We start from the raw sequence: 17,588 nt of genomic DNA on the forward strand, positions 1-17,588 counted from the left end.
AAAACGCCGCGATCAGCTGATTGCGGCGTCGGACTTCATACGAATGACATTGGCAGCGCTGGCTGAGCCATCGAGCCAGAAGGACAGATCGGCGTATTGCTTGAACAGGTCCGGCGGCAGGATCGTGCGCCGCGACTCAAGAGCGACCTTGGGTTTGACCTTGTGCAGACCGGTCACGCCCAAGGCCTGGTCGAACTCTGGCGCGTCATAGGCCAGGTTATCGAAATCGTGTTCGAACCAAGGCTCGCCGATAAACTCGTAAACCAGCCGCAATACCCGCTCAGGCGCCTGGCTCAGCAAGTCGTAATCGATGATCAGCAGCGAATCGGCGTGCTCGCCGTAATAGGCTTCCTTGAGCGCCGCCCAGGCAAAACCCACCAGACGGTTGCGCTGAGCCAAAGTCTCGCAGCGGCTGTAGACGGTGTTGCGCTCGACCGCATCGCCGAACAGTTTGGTGTTTTCGAAAGGATTGGCGCGGTACAGCCGCTCGAGGCTATCCATCACCCAGGCGACGTTGCGTACACAGGCGATGACCTTGGCTTGCGGGAACAGGTCATTGATGGCCGGCAGTCGCGCAGACCACTGGCGGTTGGTGTCGAACACCACGGGTTTGTCGGCCTTGTCGGCGTAGTAGGAATCGAACAGGCCGCGCAACAGGCGGCGGCGCATGTCGGTGTCGATCACCGCGCCGAATTCGCTGCCGGCGCTGCATTGTTCAAGGACACCTGAGAACAGCGCACCGACCGGACTGGTCATGCCGGCATGAAAACGCGGGTTCTGCAGGAGAATCGCAGAAAGGAGGGTAGAACCTGAGCGCGGCAAGCCGGAGATAAAGTGGAACTGCTGCAATCCCTTCACCGTATTTGTAAGTCCTTTTGTCCGACGAGCGTAGTCCAACAATACCCTTTCGACTAGTAGTGTTTTGATATCAATAAAGAGCAAAACGGACTTAAAAGAATCTCCTTTATCGCGAATTAAATGGTGAAGCGTTTAAGTCACTTTTCTCCCGCTCCATTGGGCGCCTGCAACGAAAAAAGTCGCGCTTTCGCCCCACCCGCCTGCACCTGATCCCGTAGCTGCCAGTTCGCAGGCAAGGGCAGGAACGGGTCCGGCACCTCCGCATCCAGATCACCGATCAACCAGACCCGTGAGCTGCCCTGCGGCAGCTCGCTCAGCCGATCCAGGTAAACCCCATCGGACACCAGCGTGCCGAAGCCGTAGTGGTTCGGACGGGTCGAGCGCCCCTCGGCGGTGGCCGGCGTAAACAGCCGGACTTGCGCGTCCGTGCGGTTGTAATAGACGTAACTGAGGTACCAGAGCATGTCGCTGGTGACGATCCGGTCGCCGCTCGCGAAGTGGCGGTTGACGTAATCGACCATGACGTTGAACTGGTCGTTGCGGTCGACCGTGGCGTTGTTGTTCACCCCGATCATCTCGACCCCGACCAGCGACAGCAGCACCGCCACCGCCAGCACACGCACGCTGGTGTAGAGCCGGTCGATGGCCAGCGCCGCCAGCATCGGCAGCCCCAGCGCATAGGCAGTCAGGTAACGCTCGATGAACACCGGCGTGACAAAGGACACGGCGAACACCAGCAACAACGGCACGCCGGTGTAGACCGCCAGCAGCACGCTGCCATGGTTCACGCTGCGATCCCGGGCGACGGCGAAACCCGCCAGCACCAGCAAGGCCAGCGGCACACCGCCGAACAGCAGCAACGGAAGCTGCTCGCCCTCATCCTGGATCAGCCACAGCCAGATCATCGACGGCAGCGAAGACAGGGTCACCGGATCTTCCCAGCCCACATCGCCGCCGGCCTTGAGCGCGTCCATGTGTTGCAGCAGGTCAATCAGGTTCGGTAACCACGGCAGGTAGAGCACGACGATGGCCAGATTGGCCAGCCACCAGTCCTTGCGCTGGAGATGCTTCAGGCGATAACCCGGCAACAGGCGGATCAGCCCCAGATACAGCCAATGGCTCAGGGCCGCCAGCACGGCGAAATAGTGGGTGTACAACGCCGCCGTCATCAGCAGCGCATAGATCAACAGATAGCGGTGACGCTGCGGGCGCCTGATCCACTTGACCAGCACCAGCGTCGCGCCGATCAGCAGCAAGCCAAGCAACGCATACATGCGCACTTCCTGGCTGTAGCGCACCGCCGTCGGCAGTAGCGCCAGCAACACCCCGGCGATGATTGCGGCGCGGCGGGTGGCCAGCCGGTCGACCAGGCTCACGCCGAGCCCGACCGTGGCGATGCCGGCCAGCGCACTGAAACTGCGAATGGCCAGGAGGCCGTCACCGAACACGCCGATCCAGCCGTGCAGCAACATGAAGTACAGCGGCGGGTGCACGTCGAACGCGGCGTGCGTCCAGATCCCGCCCAGCGAATAGCGCGCCAGCAGCAGGCTCGAACCTTCATCGCCCCAGATCGCCGCAGCCGTCAGGTCATAAAAACGCACCACCGTGGCCAGCAGCAGGATCGGTATCAACCAGTGCTCGCGCGCCCAGCGCAACAGGCGCCGGACACCGGCATTCGGTGCGGCGAACGGGTCCTGGGTATCCCCCAGCGGCGTCTCGCGAAGGACCTCCATCAACCTCCCCTCAGCGTTTTTTGCGAACACGATTTGCGTCATTGACTGCGAACACTGTAGGCCAGCGCCGAAGTCGACGCGCGGCCGTGACGACGTCCGGCAAGTCCGTCGATCCGGGTCTACGCTACGGCTTGGCGTGACCTGCCCGCGCAAAAGGAAGGAGTCAGCAAAACGTTTCGACCGGCCCGACAACAAGGGCGACCGCGCGGCGCGCCGACCACACAACAGAAGGATGAGGAACCATGGAAGTCTTTATGGGTACGATTCAACCGTTCGCCTTCAACTTCGCCCCGAGTGGCTGGGCCTTGTGCAACGGGCAAATCCTGGGCATCTCGCAATACCAGGCGCTGTTCGCCTTGCTGGGCACTTACTACGGCGGCAATGGCACCACCAACTTTCAACTGCCCAACCTGCAAGGTCGCGTGCCCGTCGCACAAGGCACCGGACTGGGCCTGACACCGCGCGTCATCGGTCAGGTGTACGGCACCGAAAGCGTCACCGCCACCATCGCCAACATGCCCAACCACACTCACGCGATGACCGGCCTCACCGCCAACACGGCCTTGTCGCTGGCCGTACCCGCCAGCAATCCGGCGACCGTGCCCACCGCCACCAACTCGTACCTCGGCGCGTCCGGCGGCGGCCCTGGTTCGGCGAACATTTACTCCGACGCCCAAGGCGCCACACCGGTGCCGCTCAAGGGTGTGACCACCACCGTCACCGGGGACATTTCCTCCACCGGCGGCAGTCAGCCACTGCAAGTCTTGAACCCGGCCCTGGTCCTCAACTTCAGCGTTGCCCTGAATGGCCTGTTCCCGTCCCGCAACTGAGCAAACGCCGGGGGCTTCACGGCCCCCGGCCGTTCTTTTTTCACTGGAGTCAGACCATGCTGCAAGCGGTTCAGATTCAACACGTCCAGCCGTTGCTCGGACAACAACGCACGCTGCACCTGCCCGATGGCACGGCATTGCCGATCCGGATCGAGCACCTTGATGAGGTCCCCGCGGCGAAAACCCGCTACAGCGAACGCATGCCCTTCTGCCTCGAATTCAACAGCCTGGTGCCGACCGGGTTCGTCGACGGGTTATGCGCGCTGGAGCTGCCGGAACTCGGCCGGGTGGAGGACATTTTCGTGTCGCGGGTGCCGGCGATGGGGCGGGATCCGCAACTGGGTTATTTCTGCATTTCCTTCAACTGACATCCCGCCTCACTGCGGGTACCACACCAACCGCTCCGCCGCCGGATTGCGCTCTTCCACGGCAAACCCCAGCGCCAGGTAATGCTGGCGCGCATGGGGGTTGTTGGCCCAGACCACCGTCGCCACCGGGCAGCGCACTTGTTGCGCGGCTTTTTGCACGCCTTGCAGCACGGTTCGCCCGTAACCTTTGCCCCGGGCCTGGGGAATGAAGGCGAGGTACAACACGCGAATTTCATTGACGCCGAAATCGGTGCTGAGTGCGCCGATGGCCGTGCCGAGTTTTTCCACAATGTAGTGCATGGCATTCGGATGGTTTTCACCCATGCCCTGCTCCTGCACCTGAAATTGCTGGGCAACGATTTGCTGCACCTGTTCCTGCTCGCCGTCGATCCATTGCAGATCCGGCCGCGCCGATTGATACAGGCTTTGCAGAAAGGGTCCGTCAGTCGCCCGCGAAGGCCGTACCACCAATCCGTCCGCCGCCAGATTTTCCGTCATCTTCATGCTCCCTAGAAACCGCTTTCCCTGACCCCCAGCGCCGCCATCCGGCGCCAGGCCACGCCGAGCACCGACTCGCCGCTGCCCTGCAACACCACTACGCCGCGCAACGGCTGCACCGGGGTCGGTGCCTGATCCAGCGTAGTCAAACGCACGCCGTATTGCGCTTGCACCGGTTCCGCCCGTTGCTGCTGATCGCGGCGCACGGCAATCGGCCCGTGGTGATCGGAAGTCAGCGCCTCCTGATCGACATAGGCCACACCGTTGGTATCGATTTCATTGAGTTGCACCGCGATGGCAGCATGCATCGGGTCGTCGGCGATAAATCGCCCGGTGGCGCCGGGTTTGACCCGCCACAGTTCGGCTTCGACCAGGTAACCGCGCAGTCGCGTGCCGTCCTCGACCACCCGCGCCAGCGCATCCTTGCTCGACAGCCAGCGACCCGGGGTCAGGTTCGGCAGCAGGTCACGCACGGTGCCGACGTGGGGTGCGCGCAACAGCAGGCGTTCACGTTGAGCAGTCAGGCCACGGTATTCCGCCACCGCTTCGGCAAGGCGTTGCTCGACGATGCCGGCGTCGGCAGCGGTTTCACTGCGACCGGCCTGACGACGCATCAGCAATTGCTGGATGCGGATTTCCCGACGGACGATGGCCTGCCGCGAGTCGAGGTCCGGTGATTCCAGTTCGATCAGCACATCGCCCTGAGCCACGGTCTGACCATCCTCCACCTTCACGGCTTTGACCCGCGCCGCCGTCGGTGCGTGCAAGGCACTGGCGCGACCGCCCTCGAGCATCGTCGGCAATTCCACCGAGCTGCGCCACGGCACGATCAGCACCAGCAACAGGCCGAGTACCGCCAGACTGCTGAGCAACACCCGAGGGCCGTGAGCCTGTTCGCGGCGGCTCCACCACTGGCGCCACTCACTCATGATCGGCAGAAAGATGAACCACACCAGTTCCACCAGCATCAGGAAGATCCCCAACACCTTGAAGAACAGGTGATAGACCGCCAGCGCGATCCCGAAAAACAACGCCGCACGCCATAACCACGAGCCATACCCCCAAATCAGCAAACGCCGTTGCATCGTCGGCGACCAAGGCTCCGGCGCGGGCGCGCCATAGCCGAACAGAAACTCCCGCAACCGCCAGCGACACAGGGCAAAGGCACGCCCCTGCAAATTGTCGACTTCCCATAAGTCGCTGAGCAGAAAGTAGCCATCGAAGCGCATGAAGGGGTTGAGATTGACCACCAGCGTGGTGATCCACGTCGCGCTGGCGAGCATGAACGCCGCCGTGCGACCGGGGCCGTCCGGCAGGAACGACCAGACCAGCAGCGCAAGGCTCGCCAGCAGCAATTCCGCCAGCACCCCACCGGCACCGATCAGCAGCCGCGCACGTCGGTCATTGACCCGCCAGGCATCGCTGACATCGGTGTAGAACATCGGCAGCAAGACCATGAACGCCACGCCCATGCTTTGCACCCGACACCCGGCGCGCTTGGCCATGAACGCATGACCGAACTCGTGACAGAGCTTGGCGAAGAACAGCGCGATGCCGAACGCGATCGCGCCGCCCAGGCTGAACAGATGCGGAAAGGTGCCGACGAACCGCTGCCAGTCCCGCGACACCAGAAACACCCCGAGCGCCAGCGTCGCCGGCAGACCGTAGCGCAAAACCCTCGGACCGAAACGCTCCAGCCACGGCCAGGCACGGTTGAGAAAAGCGTCCGGGCGCCACAGTGGAATGCGAAAGAACAGGTATTGATGCAGCAGGACTTTCCACAGGCTCTGGCGTTGTACGAGGGCCTTGAGCCGATAACTGGCGCGCTGTTGCTCGTCGAGGGCGCTGATCAGGTCGTGGCCGCGCAGGAACTCCAGCAGTTGCGCCAGCTCGTTGCCGTCGAGGGGCAAACCCGGTTCACGATTGGCGGCGCGCAGCACTTGTTCGGGATCGCCCAGCGACCAGTGGCGCAACAGGCGCATCGCCGCCGCGCCGAGTTTGAAGTAGCGCCCGCGCACCGGGTCGGCCAACGTCCAGCGCGGCGAACCGTCCAATGCCGGCGCCGCGGGCGACAATTGCAGGTCGGCACGCAGGATCGGCAGGGTCATTTACAGGCCTACGCTCTGGCGCAGCCCGGCGAGCGGACGCCGCAGCAGGTACAAGGCCAGCGGCGCACGGTCGCCGAAAATTTTTGCGGTGCCGCGCAGGCCGATGCGCGGCGGGGCGTCGGCGAAATTGGCGTCCAGCCGATAGGCCAATTGGCCGCCGGCGGTGGGCTGCGCCTCATAGGCCGAACGTTCGAGGGTGGCGAGATGGCGTTGCAGCGGGTCGCTGTCGAGAAACAGCGCGACTTCGGCACCCGGCTCCAGCGAAATCGCATCGCCCACGGCCAGTTCGATACGCAGTTCGGCCTGGCTCGGGTCGGCGATTTCCATCAGCCGTTCGCCGGTCTGCACCGGTTTGCCGGTCCAGCGCTCGGCATCGGCAAATACCGCAATACCGTCACGCTCGGCGCGCACTTCGCTGCGGTTGAGCAGTTCGCGGGCGTAGTCGCGTTCGGCGCGTTTCTGTTCGGCGCGGGCGGCCAGCAGGTCGACCCGGGAGCTGGATTCAGCATCAACGAACGAGCGCTGGGAGTTGGCTTTGAGTTCCGCTTCGGCGACCCCGAGCGCACGCTCGGCGACATCGGCCTGAGCCTTCAGCGTCGTGCTTTCAAAACGCAGCAACAGGTCGCCGGTTTTCACGCTCTGGTTGGGTTTGACCAGAAACTCGGCGATCACCCCGTCCAGTGGTGCGGCGACAACCCGCCCGCCCTGAGGCACCACTTCGGCGGGCGCCAGCACCGACTGGCGCACCGGGATCAACAGCCCGAGCAACAACACGGCGACCAGCGCCACCTGACGTTTGCGGGTCCAGCGCAGCCGCCATGGCTTGCGCGGCTGCAACGCCAGCCAGGCATGACTGTAGGTGTCGCCCAGCTGCGACAGCAGCACTTGTTCGGAAGGATTCCACGGCAGATCACGGGCCAGCCACAAACCGCCGAACACCTGACCCTGACGGTCAATCAGCGGCAGCCAAAACACTTGCATGGCCGACAGACTGCGCCAATCGGCCTGGATCGATTCGCCGACCATTTCCGGCGTGATCACCCGCGCCTGTTTCAGCACATCCTGCTTGAACAACTGCGCCACGGCCTGCTCGACGAACGCCACGAACGGCGCATTCGGTTCCACCGCACTGACCCCGGTCACCGCCTGCACCTTGCCGGCGATCAGCAAAGCCGCATGGCGAAAACCGAACAGCGACTGGCCGTCATTGACCAGGCTGTAGGCTAGTTGCGAAATGTCATTGGCGGCGCGGGTCTGCCGTTCGAGATCGAGAAACCGCGCGAACACCTGCTCGGCGGCGCCGCTCACCGGGGCGTTCACTTAAGCTCCGGAAAACGCGCGGTGCCGCTCATGCCGGCGAGCAAGCCTTTGGCTTCGGGGAGTGTGGCGACCAGCAACAGGGTCTGGCTGCCTTCGTCGATCCGCGCACCGAGGCGTTTGACCGTGGCGTCGATGGCCTGACCGGTTTCATCGGGCACGAAGCTGAACGACTGACCGGGCTTGAGCCTGGCCATCCAGCGCGACGGCACCAGCAGATGGATTTCCAGGGTGCGGTTGTCGACCACATCGAGCAGCGGCGCACCGGCCGGCACGCTTTCATAACGCTGCACCTTACGCTCGACCACTTGCCCGTCGAACGGCGCGACCACGCTGCAGCGTTTGACCTGAACTTGATAAACCTGAGATTGCGCCTGCGTTTCGCTGACCTTGGCTTCGGCCCGGGCCACTTCGAAACGTCCGACGGAATTGAGCGCTGCCAGTTGCCGGTTGTGCGCCAGTTCTTCACCGGCGCCACGGCTGGCGGCTTGCGCGGCATTCAACTGGGCCTGATAGGCCGAACAGTCGAAACGCGCCAGCGTATCGCCCTTCTTGAACGACTCGCCCTCGCTGAACGGCAACTCGACAATCCGCCCCGACAACTCACTGGCCAGCGTCGCCTGATCCCGCGCCCGCAACACACCACGCGCTTCACTGCTGGCCGACGCATTCGCAGCCCCGCCGTTATCCAGCAGCGGATCGTCTGGCGCGGGCGTTTGAGCCTGAACTGCACACGTTACAAAGGTCAATCCGACAACCCAACCACGAAAACGCCGCATAACCGTTACTCCCTGACGGATGCTCGGAGTCTACGACAGCGGCGATTAGCGTCAAGCGAAAGGCCATCATTCGGGTGTGAGAATCAACGCTGCGCCATCTCCCCCACCGGATAGACCGACTCCCATCCCCCACCCAGCGCCCGGTACAAGCCGACCATCGCCAGTGAAACGCCGGTGGAGCTTTCCACCCATTGTTCCTGGGTGGCGAGCAGTGCGCCTTGCACGGTGAGGACGTTGACGAAGTCGGCCACGCCTTCGACGTATTGCTGTTGCGCGGTGCGCAGGGCGATCTGGTTCTGGCGTACGGCTTCGGCGAGGCTGTCGCGGCGGCGCTGGCTGGCGTTGTAGGCGGTCAGTTGGTCGTCGATTTCGTGCCAGGCGCGCAGGACGGTCTGTTGATAACCGATGGCCGCTTCCTGTTGCTGGGCCTCGCGCAGTTGCAGCACACCGCGTAAGCGGCCGCCGTCGAACAGCGGCAGGCTGAATTGCGGGCCGATGCCGAAGGCGCGTGAGCCCCAGGAGCCGAAATCACTGAGCTGCATGGCTTGCGAGCCGAGGTTGCCGGACAGGGTAATACGCGGATAGAAATCGCCCTTGGCCACGCCGATGTTGGCGGTAGCGGCATGCAACCGGGCTTCGGCCTGGCGGATGTCCGGGCGACGTTCTGCCAGCTGCGACGGCAGACCGATGGCGACTGTAAGTGGCGACTGTGGCACCGGAGCATCTGTGGATAACTCTTTGGTCAGGGCCTGCGGTGGTTCGCCCATCAACAGGCTGATGGCGTTGATCAGTTGCGCCTGACGTTGCTCAAGCGCCGGCAATCGCGATTCGATGGCCGCCACTTGCGCGGCTGCTTCGGCGACGTCGAGATCAGTGGCCACACCATCGTTGAGGCGCAGTTGCGAGAGTTTCAGGCTGTGCCGCGCCACATCGAGGTTTTGCTCGGTGACGGCGCGGGTGTTCTGCACGCCGCGCAGCTGGATGTAGTTCTGCGCGGTGTCCGCGAGCACCGCCAGCAATACGCCGCGACGGTCGTTTTCCGCGACTTCGAGATTGGCGTCGGCGGCTTCGGTCTCCCGGCGCACACGGCCCCAGAAGTCCAGTTCCCAGGAGGCGGAGAAACCAGCGTCCCACAGGTTGAAGGCGGAATCGCCATTGTGCCCGGACGGATCGTTCAGGCCTTCGCCGCTGTTGCGTTTGCGGGCGTAGCTACCGGTGGCGGCGGTCGTTGGATAACGGTCGGCGGTGATCACCTGACGGGCGGCGCGGCTTTGTTGCAGGCGGCTGCTAGCCAGTTGCAGGTCAAGGTTGCTGCGCAAGGCGCGCTGGGTCAGGGCCGAGAGTTGCGCGTCGTTAAAGACTTCCCACCAGCGCTCGTTCAAGGGTTCGCTGACGGCCTGGCTGACGGCGGTTTTCGACGGTTTTGCCCACTCGGCAATCTGGGTGGCTTCGGGTTTCTGGAAGTCCGGGCCGACGGTGCAGGCCGCCAACGCCGACAGACTCAGGACAACCGTCATGGACTGAAAGCGCTTCATCGCTGTGTCACCTCACGCACCGACGTCGCCGAGCTTTGGGTATCAATGCTCGCCTCTACCGACATCCCCACCCGCAAGCGTTCGGCCAGCGGCTGGCCCGGGTCCAGCAAAACCTTCACCGGAATCCGCTGCACGACTTTGGTGAAGTTGCCGGTGGCGTTGTCCGGTTTGACCGCCGCAAAGGTCACGCCGGTAGCCGGAGCGATGCTCTCGACGCGGCCGGTGAGGGCTTCGCCGCCGAGGCTGTCGACCCGCACGACAACGTCCTGCCCCGGCTGCACGTCGGTGAGCTGGGTTTCCTGAAAGTTGGCGACCACATAGGCCTGCTTCAGCGGCACCACCGCCAGCAGTTTGCTGCCCGGCGTCACATAGGCGCCGACACGCACGGCGCGCTCGCCGATCATGCCGTCCTGGGGCGCGGTGATGCGCGTGTAGGACAGCTCGAAACTGGCGATTTCCAGCGCGGCCTGAGCGTGTTTCAAACTGCCCTCGGCGGCATCGCGTTGCGCCGTCAGAATCTCGACCTGCTTACGTTCCGCTGCCAGTTTTGCCGTGGCCGTGTCCAGCCGCGCAGTCGCCTGATCGATCCGGGTGCGCGCCTGTTGCGCGTTCTGCACGGTGCCGGCACCTACGCCTGCGAGGTGGTTATAGCGGTTCAATTCCTGCTGGGCGAAAGCCATTTCGGCCTTGGCCGAAACCACCGACGCCTGCGCCTGTGCGATCACCGAGGTCTGGCGCTCCAGGGTGGCCTTGGCGTTCTGCAACTGCGCGCGGGCGACCAGGGTTTGCGCATCGGCGGCCTCAGCGGCAGCGCGCAGGTCGCGGTCATCGATCAGCGCCAGCAACTGCCCGGCCTTGACCTGCTGGTTGTCTTCCACCAGCACCTCTTTGATGAACCCGGCCACACGCGGCACCACCAGGGTGAAGTCGGCGGAGACAAAGGCGTCGTTGGTGTTCTGCTGAGTACGCTTGCCGAACAGACCGGGCATCGCCAGATACACCAGCACACCGACCGCCAACGCAGCGGCCACAGCCACCGCGAGTTTTTGCTTTGCTTGAGTCGTCATAAGAACCTTCTATTTCAGTCAGGTCGGCGCGCGCGGCGGAAAGATCCGCGTCGGCAGCCAGAAAATCAGCAGGATCAGCGCCACCGCGACGCCAGCCATGCACAGATAAAGATCCGAAGAAGTCAGCACCACCGCCTGTTCGTGCAGGCGATGGGCGAGGCCGGGGTCGTTGCTGGCGGCCAGCGGCGAGTTGCCGAGGCGATCGACCAGCATCGTCGAGTGAAAATGCAGGCGCGCGGTGGTCAGCGCCTCGATCACGCCGGTGGCGACCACCGCCGCCAGGCCTTTCACGGTGTTGAACCACGCCGAGGCGAACGGCCCGTCCTGTGGCTGGATGCTGCCGGTCGACAGCATCAGCAACGGCAACACCGCCATCGGCTGGCCGAAAATCTGCAGCCATTGCAGGACATAGAAGTCGTCGCGAATCCATTCCGAGGTCAGTTGTGAGCCGCCCAGACACGACAGCGTCAACATGCTCAAGCCGATGCCGAGCACCCAGCGACAATCAACCCAACGCAGGTTGCACAGCGCCGCCACCAACGGCAGCGCGATCAGTTGCGGCAATGCTGCGAGCAGCATGATCGGCGCGGTCTGCACCGGCCGGTAACCCTGCACCTGAGCCAGATAACTCGATGGAATCAGCACCACCGCCAGCAGCACCACCAGCACCCCGGCCAACGTCATCAGCGCAAACGACAGGTTGCGGATGCCGAGCATCTGCAACTTGAAAAACGGAATCGGCTGCGACCATTCATTGATCAGAAACGCCACCAGCAACAGCGAACCGGCGCCGAGCAAAGCGCAGATCAGGTTCGACTCGAACCAGTCCAGCCGATTGCCCTGCAGCAGGCCGATCACCAGCATGCAGATCGCCGGAAAGCCCAGCAGCAGGCCTTTCCAGTTGAACGACTTGAGGCGTTCCAGACGCAGCGGATCCTGCGGCAAACCGTATGCAACAGCAGCCATGGCGATCAGGCACGGCACGATGATTTGCCAGAACGTCCACTGCCAGCCGACGTATTCAGTCCACAACCCGGCCAGCGGCGTCCCGAGACCTGGGCCGAAGGTGGCGGTCAGGGCGTAACCGGCCAGACCGTAAAGCTTGATGTTGGCTGGCAGGAATCTCAGCGCTACGGTCATCAGCATCGGTGGTAGCGCGCCGCCGGCCAGACCTTGCAGGATGCGCATCAGCAACAGGCTTTCGTAGTTCGGGGCGAACGGGCAGAGCACCCCGAGCAGGGTGAACACGCCGATGGCGCACAGGGTGAAGCGACGCAGGGAAAAGGTTACCGAGCACCACGGCGCGAATGCCATGGCCGCCACCGAGGTCGCGGTGTAGCTGGCGACCAGCCAGGTGCCTTCGTCGTAGCCGATGCTCAGGGCGCCGCGAATGTCGGCCAGGGCGACCTTGGTCACCATCTCGTTGAGACCCGACACCAGCACCGCCAGCAGCACGCCGACCAGACCGATGATGATCCGCGCCCCGAACACCGGTGGCGCGGCGGCCATCGGAGCGGCAGCGGCAATCGGCGCCGTGACCGTCAGGGATGTCATGCAAGCAAACTCCGGAGGGAAAAATACCGGAGCATCTTAGTCAGGCTTGTGACTGACGAAAATTGACTTGTCGGCAGCTTATAGTTGCGCCAAACGCAATCGTCAGGGCTGGGCTGCCAGCCAGGTTTCGTCGCAGCAGGTCTTGAGGGTTTCGCGCAGCCAGCGGTGGGCCGGATCCTTGTCGAAACGCGGGTGCCAGGCCTGGGTCAGCATCAGGGTCGGAAGCGGAATCGGCAGGTCGAACGAACGCAGCTTCAAGCCCAGCCGTCGGACGCTGAGCAGCGCTTCCTTGGGCACCGGCAGGATCAGGTCTGAGTCCGGCAGGGCGAACATCGCGGCGTGAAAACTCGGCGCGATTACGGCCACTCGCCGCTCCAGGCCCAGCGCATTCAACGCGGTGTCGATAGGCCCACGGGCGATGCCCCGGCGGGACATGCTGATATGGGAAAACCCGGCATAGCGCTCGGCGGTGATCTCGCCATCCAGTAATGGATGATCCTCGCGCACCAGGCCGACGAAGTGGGTGGAAAACAGGTTCTGTATTTTGACTTCCGGGGTCACCGGTCGGGTGTTGCTGACACTCAGGTCGATCCGCCCTTCGCGCAAGGCTTCATCGTCGCCGTCGCCCTCGGGAACGAAACGCAACTCACAGTGCGGCGCCAGTTGATCGAGGGTGTCGAACAGCTTGCCGCCGTACACGCCGACGAAAAAATCGTTGGCGCGAATGCTGAAGCGCCGGCGCAACGTCCCCAGTTCCACCGCATCGGCCGAGCGAAACAGCAGCGCCGCCTGCTCGACCACATCTCGAACCTGCTCGCGCAACTCCAGCGCCTTGGGCGTCGGCACCAGACCGCGACCGGCACGCACCAGAATCGGATCGCCAATGGCTTCGCGAATCCGCGTCAGCGTGCGGCTCATGGCCGCCGAACTGAGGTTCATCCGCCGCGCGGCGCCGACCACACTGCCCTCGTCGAGCAAGGCGTCGAGGGCGACCAACAGGTTCATGTCCGGGAGTTGCATGCTGAGCACTCGTGACCGATCAGGATTGATTCGCACGCAATGCTAGCAGATCAGAAAATCACCGCTGCATCCCCCAGCGTTTCACCGTCACCCGCTCCAGCGTGTCGAACACCAGGTTCTCCACCAGCAAGCCGATGAGGATCACCACCGCCAGACCGGCAAACACCTTGTCGGTGTACAGCTCGTTGCGATTCTGGAAGATGTACCAGCCCAGACCACCCTTGCCACTGGTGGCGCCGAACACCAGTTCGGCGGCGATCAGGGTACGCCAGGCGAAGGCCCAGCCGATTTTCAGACCGGCGAGGATCGATGGCAGCGCCGCCGGAATCAGGATGAACAGCACGAAACGCATGCCCTTCAAACCGTAGTTCCGGCCGGCCATGCGCAAGGTTTCCGAGACCCCGAGAAACCCGGCATACGTGTTCAGCGCCAGCGCCCACAGCACCGAATGCACCAGCACGAAAATCAGGCTGTTCTGGCCCAGCCCGAACCACAGCAACGCCAGCGGCAACAGCGCAATCGCCGGCAGCGGGTTGAACATCGAGGTCAATGTGCTCAGCAAATCCCGACCGAACTGGGTCGAGACCGCCAGCGTGGTCAGGGCGAAGGCCAGGACGATGCCGATCAGATAGCCCTTGAGCAACACCACCAGCGAAATCCACACCTTGCCCAGCAGTTCGCCGCTGAGCAGGCCGTCGTACAGCGCATGACTGGTCTGCAAGAAACTCGGCAGCAGCAGGTCGTTGTTCTGCACCCGGGCAACCACTTCCCAGAGCACGGCGAGCAAAATCAGAATCACGCTTTTGCGCAGCCAGCCCTGTTGCCACAAGCGCTGGCCGAGCGGCAGTTCGCGCTCCACCGGGACACTGGTCAGCGGTTGCAGATCGTTTTCGAATTCTTGACGTACGGATGATGAATGGCTCATCGGGCAATCCTCCAGGCGGCTCAATAAGCGATGCGGATATCGGTGAAATCCAGTTCGCGCTCGGTTTCCGGCGACTGCCCTTCATCGAACAGCAAACGGTGAATGCGCCGTGCCGACTCCTGAAATGCCACGCCGCCAAGGCTGTGCAGATCGTATTGATGGCTGTGCACTTCCGCCCTCACCCGGCCCGGATGCGGCGACAGCAGCAGGATGCGATTGCCCACCACCAGCGCTTCTTCAATCGAGTGGGTGACGAACAGCAAGGTGAAACGCACCTCCTCCCAGAGCAGCAGCAATTCCTCCTGCATCTTGCGCCGGGTCAGGGCGTCCAGCGCGGCGAACGGTTCGTCCATCAGCAGGATTTTCGGCTGCATCGCCAGCGCCCGGGCGATCGCCACCCGCGCTTTCATGCCGCCGGACAAGGTGTGCGGATAGGCATCGGCAAATGCCGCCAGACCGACCTTCTCCAGATAGTGAAGCGCACGCTCTTCGGCTTCCTTTTTCTTCAACGTGCGCGAAGCCAACAGCGGAAACATCACGTTCTGTTTGACGGTTTTCCACGGTGGCAGTTGATCGAACTCCTGAAACACCACGATCCGGTCCGGCCCCGGCGCGTCGACGCGCTGGCCCTGCAGACGGATCTCGCCCTCGCACGGCGCAATGAACCCGGCGACGGCTTTGAGCAACGTGGATTTACCGCAGCCGGACGGGCCGAGCAGCACGAAGCGATCCTGTTGATCGACTTCGAAACTGACTTGGTGGGTGGCCCGCACGACGCGCTGCGGCGTGCGGTATTCGAGGCTGACCTGGTCGACCGCCAACAGCGCTTGCGCGGTGGCGATCGGGTTGCTGGCCGCGTGGCCTTGCAAAGAGGCGTTCATGTCGATCAGCTCCCTTGCAGCGGTTTGGCGTCCTGGAAGAAGTAGTCCTTCCACGATTCGGGTTTGTTCTTGATCGCGCCGACGCGGTAGAGGAATTCGGCGAGCGGGTAAGTGTTTTTCGGCGTGACGCTGAATTCGAACTGCGGGTTGTCGATGATTTTCAGCAACGCGGCGCGGTCGATCTTGGCCTTGGTCACGCGGATGTAAGTGTCCGCCGCCGCGCCTTTATCGTTCTGCGCAAATTGCGCGGCTTCGGTCAGGGCTTCGACGAACGCCTTGTAGGTTTTCGGGTTCTCGTTGCGGAATTTCTCGGTGGCGAACAGCACGGTAGGCGAGTTCGGGCCGAGCACGTCATAGGAGTTGAGCACCACGTGCACGTTCGGGTTTTCCAGCGCCTGATCCTGGAACGGCGGGTTGGAGAAATGCCCGGTCAGCTCGGTGCCGCCGGCAATCAAGGCAGCGGTGGCGTCCGGGTGCGGAACGGCGATGGTGTACTTGTCGAGGCGATTGAATTCCTTGTCGCCCCACTGTTTGGCCGCCGCGTATTGCAGGAAGCGCGACTGCACCGAAACGCCCACCGCCGGCACCGCAATGCGGTCCTTCTCGGTGAAATCAGCGATGGTTTTGACCTTGGGATTGTTGCTGACGAGGTAGTACGGGAAGTTGCCGAGCGAGGCCACGGCTTTGACGTTCTGCTTGCCATGGGTGCGATCCCAGATCGTCAGCAGCGGCCCGACGCCGGCACCGGCAATGTCGATGGAGCCGGAAAGCAGCGCATCGTTGACTGCCGCGCCGCCGGACAGCTGGGTCCAGTCGACCTTGATGTCGAGCCCTTCCTGCTTGCCGTACTTCTCGATCAGACCCTGATCGCGCACCACATTGAGCAACAGATAGACAATCCCGAACTGTTCGGCGATGCGGATTTCACCTTCGGCGTGAGCCACGGTCGGCGCCACCAGGTTGCCGGCGATCAGGCTGAAACCGAGGCCGATGGCCGCTGCCAGCGGCGCGAATGGAAGACGTTTGGACATGATCGGATCTCCGGCAAATCAGAAAGGCGCGTCGCCCTGGATGGTGGTGCGATACAGCTTGCGGCGCAGGTGCGCAGGGCAGCCGGCGGCAAGGTGGATCAGCGAGCGGTTGTCCCAGAACACCAGGTCGTGGGGCTGCCATTGATGGCGATAGATGTTCTGCGGCAGCACGCTGTGGGCGTAGAGCTCGTCGAGCAGTTGTTTGCTCTCGTCTTCCGGCAGGCCGACGATGCGGGTGGTGAAGCCTTCGCTGACGAACAACGCCTTGCGGCCGTTTTCCGGATGGGTGCGGACCACCGGGTGCACGACCTCGGCGACCTGAGCCAGTTGCTCCGGGGTCAGGGTCGGGCGCCAGTTGCCTTCGAATTTGGTTTCGCTGTAGCGCGCGGTGTAGGAATGCGCAGCCGAGCGGCCTTCGACGGCTTTGCGCAGGGCGTCGGGCAGGCTGTCCCAGGCTTTGTGCATGTCGGCGAACAGGGTGTCGCCGCCTTCGGACGGCAGCTCTTGGGCGTGCAGCATCGAGCCGAGGCTCGGCAGCTCTTTATAGGAAAGGTCCGAGTGCCAGAACTTGCCGGCATCACCGAGGCCGATGTTCTGGCCGTTCTCGACGATGTTGGAAACGATGAGGATTTCCGGGTGATTGGCCAGCAGGAACTGCTTGAGCACGTGGATCTGCAACACGCCGAAGCGGCGGCTGAAATCGATCTGCTGTTGCGGGGTGATGCGCTGGTCGCGGAACACCACGACATGGTGATCAAGGTGCGCGCGGTGGATGCGGGCGAAGTCTTCATCGTTGACCGGACGGGTCAGGTCGAGGCCGATGATTTCGGCGCCGACGGCACCGCTGAACGGGCGGATCTCGAAGGTTTGCGGCGCGGCAGTCGCGGCGCTTGGGGTAGCAGTAGCTGCGGACATCAATCAATCTCCCACGCACGGCGCGCTCAAGGGCGCGCGCGTCGATCAGAAACTCACGCTGGATTGCGTGTTGGTTCGTGTCGTGCGGCGCGCCGATTGGTCGGCAGGTACGCAGGAGGCTGACTTTATAGCTATAAGAAGCGGAATTTAAATACTGTTAACGAATAAC

16 protein-coding genes are annotated in these 17,588 nt (G+C 63.2%); 2 read left to right on the top strand and 14 right to left on the bottom strand.

Translation table 11 applies throughout. The features are described 5' to 3' along the window. Positions 1–12: 12 nt before the first annotated feature. Positions 13–858: a sulfotransferase family protein gene (locus AC1Q9F_RS24495; RefSeq protein WP_492621072.1), complete on the bottom strand. Its 846-nt coding sequence runs from the start codon at positions 856–858 to the stop codon at positions 13–15. A 137-nt stretch (positions 859–995) separates the two neighbouring features. Next, positions 996–2,591 (bottom strand): glycosyltransferase family 39 protein, encoded by a 1,596-nt coding sequence (locus AC1Q9F_RS24500; RefSeq protein WP_492621071.1) that lies wholly within the window; start codon positions 2,589–2,591, stop codon positions 996–998. 242 nt (positions 2,592–2,833) lie between these two features. Here AC1Q9F_RS24500 and AC1Q9F_RS24505 point away from each other — a divergent pair, with 242 nt between their 5' ends. Together AC1Q9F_RS24505 and AC1Q9F_RS24510 are read left to right on the top strand one after the other, a co-directional pair. Continuing rightward, positions 2,834–3,421 (top strand): phage tail protein, encoded by a 588-nt coding sequence (locus AC1Q9F_RS24505; RefSeq protein ID WP_085608544.1) that lies wholly within the window; start codon positions 2,834–2,836, stop codon positions 3,419–3,421. Positions 3,422–3,477: 56 nt separating this feature from the next. Continuing rightward, complete coding sequence (locus AC1Q9F_RS24510) at positions 3,478–3,789, top strand: DUF6916 family protein (RefSeq protein ID WP_007957696.1); 312 nt, start codon at positions 3,478–3,480, stop codon at positions 3,787–3,789. 9 nt (positions 3,790–3,798) lie between these two features. On the opposite strand, the gene AC1Q9F_RS24515 is transcribed toward AC1Q9F_RS24510, so the two are convergent. From AC1Q9F_RS24515 to AC1Q9F_RS24570, 12 genes are all read right to left on the bottom strand, one after another. Then, the gene (locus tag AC1Q9F_RS24515) at positions 3,799–4,287 is read right to left on the bottom strand and encodes a GNAT family N-acetyltransferase (RefSeq protein WP_431768089.1); all 489 of its coding nucleotides are present in this window, start codon (positions 4,285–4,287) and stop codon (positions 3,799–3,801) included. Between the two features lie 11 nt (positions 4,288–4,298). After that, positions 4,299–6,395, bottom strand: coding sequence for a site-2 protease family protein (locus AC1Q9F_RS24520; protein ID WP_492621070.1), 2,097 nt, complete (start codon positions 6,393–6,395; stop codon positions 4,299–4,301). Beyond that, the gene (locus AC1Q9F_RS24525) at positions 6,396–7,715 is read right to left on the bottom strand and encodes an efflux RND transporter periplasmic adaptor subunit (RefSeq protein WP_492621069.1); all 1,320 of its coding nucleotides are present in this window, start codon (positions 7,713–7,715) and stop codon (positions 6,396–6,398) included. Beyond that, positions 7,712–8,491 (bottom strand): efflux RND transporter periplasmic adaptor subunit, encoded by a 780-nt coding sequence (locus tag AC1Q9F_RS24530; RefSeq protein WP_085608539.1) that lies wholly within the window; start codon positions 8,489–8,491, stop codon positions 7,712–7,714. Before AC1Q9F_RS24530 ends, AC1Q9F_RS24525 begins: the two co-directional genes overlap by 4 nt. Positions 8,492–8,574: 83 nt before the next feature. Beyond that, a complete protein-coding gene (locus AC1Q9F_RS24535; protein WP_492621068.1) occupies positions 8,575–10,026 on the bottom strand; it encodes an efflux transporter outer membrane subunit in 1,452 nt (483 codons plus the stop codon). Beyond that, on the bottom strand, positions 10,023–11,093 hold the full coding sequence (locus AC1Q9F_RS24540; protein ID WP_492621067.1) for an HlyD family secretion protein: 1,071 nt from the start codon (positions 11,091–11,093) through the stop codon (positions 10,023–10,025). The genes AC1Q9F_RS24535 and AC1Q9F_RS24540 overlap by 4 nt, the downstream gene beginning before the upstream one ends. Before the next feature lie 18 nt (positions 11,094–11,111). After that, the gene (locus AC1Q9F_RS24545) at positions 11,112–12,647 is read right to left on the bottom strand and encodes an MFS transporter (RefSeq protein WP_492621066.1); all 1,536 of its coding nucleotides are present in this window, start codon (positions 12,645–12,647) and stop codon (positions 11,112–11,114) included. A 102-nt stretch (positions 12,648–12,749) separates the two neighbouring features. Further along, positions 12,750–13,667: a LysR family transcriptional regulator gene (locus AC1Q9F_RS24550; RefSeq protein WP_007957716.1), complete on the bottom strand. Its 918-nt coding sequence runs from the start codon at positions 13,665–13,667 to the stop codon at positions 12,750–12,752. Positions 13,668–13,725: 58 nt separating this feature from the next. Beyond that, complete coding sequence (locus tag AC1Q9F_RS24555; RefSeq protein ID WP_085608535.1) at positions 13,726–14,592, bottom strand: ABC transporter permease; 867 nt, start codon at positions 14,590–14,592, stop codon at positions 13,726–13,728. A 20-nt stretch (positions 14,593–14,612) separates the two neighbouring features. Then, positions 14,613–15,473 (bottom strand): ABC transporter ATP-binding protein, encoded by an 861-nt coding sequence (locus AC1Q9F_RS24560; protein ID WP_492621065.1) that lies wholly within the window; start codon positions 15,471–15,473, stop codon positions 14,613–14,615. Positions 15,474–15,478: 5 nt separating this feature from the next. Then, positions 15,479–16,504: an ABC transporter substrate-binding protein gene (locus AC1Q9F_RS24565; protein WP_492621064.1), complete on the bottom strand. Its 1,026-nt coding sequence runs from the start codon at positions 16,502–16,504 to the stop codon at positions 15,479–15,481. An 18-nt stretch (positions 16,505–16,522) separates the two neighbouring features. After that, a complete protein-coding gene (locus tag AC1Q9F_RS24570) occupies positions 16,523–17,419 on the bottom strand; it encodes a TauD/TfdA dioxygenase family protein (RefSeq protein WP_064382651.1) in 897 nt (298 codons plus the stop codon). Positions 17,420–17,588: the final 169 nt, after the last annotated feature.

The sequence above is a fragment of the Pseudomonas sp. GW823-FHT04A03 genome (genome assembly GCF_058796615.1).

Coding starts and splice junctions, on each gene's coding strand:
- AC1Q9F_RS24540 (WP_492621067.1), bottom strand. CDS start 11,093: ATGACGACTCAAGCAAAGCAAAAACTCGCGGTGGCTGTGGCCGCTGCG.
- AC1Q9F_RS24515 (WP_431768089.1), bottom strand. CDS start 4,287: ATGACGGAAAATCTGGCGGCGGACGGATTGGTGGTACGGCCTTCGCGG.
- AC1Q9F_RS24530 (WP_085608539.1), bottom strand. CDS start 8,491: ATGCGGCGTTTTCGTGGTTGGGTTGTCGGATTGACCTTTGTAACGTGT.
- AC1Q9F_RS24505 (WP_085608544.1), top strand. CDS start 2,834: ATGGAAGTCTTTATGGGTACGATTCAACCGTTCGCCTTCAACTTCGCC.
- AC1Q9F_RS24535 (WP_492621068.1), bottom strand. CDS start 10,026: ATGAAGCGCTTTCAGTCCATGACGGTTGTCCTGAGTCTGTCGGCGTTG.
- AC1Q9F_RS24565 (WP_492621064.1), bottom strand. CDS start 16,504: ATGTCCAAACGTCTTCCATTCGCGCCGCTGGCAGCGGCCATCGGCCTC.
- AC1Q9F_RS24570 (WP_064382651.1), bottom strand. CDS start 17,419: ATGTCCGCAGCTACTGCTACCCCAAGCGCCGCGACTGCCGCGCCGCAA.
- AC1Q9F_RS24560 (WP_492621065.1), bottom strand. CDS start 15,473: ATGAACGCCTCTTTGCAAGGCCACGCGGCCAGCAACCCGATCGCCACC.
- AC1Q9F_RS24555 (WP_085608535.1), bottom strand. CDS start 14,592: ATGAGCCATTCATCATCCGTACGTCAAGAATTCGAAAACGATCTGCAA.
- AC1Q9F_RS24550 (WP_007957716.1), bottom strand. CDS start 13,667: ATGCAACTCCCGGACATGAACCTGTTGGTCGCCCTCGACGCCTTGCTC.
- AC1Q9F_RS24545 (WP_492621066.1), bottom strand. CDS start 12,647: ATGACATCCCTGACGGTCACGGCGCCGATTGCCGCTGCCGCTCCGATG.
- AC1Q9F_RS24510 (WP_007957696.1), top strand. CDS start 3,478: ATGCTGCAAGCGGTTCAGATTCAACACGTCCAGCCGTTGCTCGGACAA.
- AC1Q9F_RS24520 (WP_492621070.1), bottom strand. CDS start 6,395: ATGACCCTGCCGATCCTGCGTGCCGACCTGCAATTGTCGCCCGCGGCG.
- AC1Q9F_RS24500 (WP_492621071.1), bottom strand. CDS start 2,591: ATGGAGGTCCTTCGCGAGACGCCGCTGGGGGATACCCAGGACCCGTTC.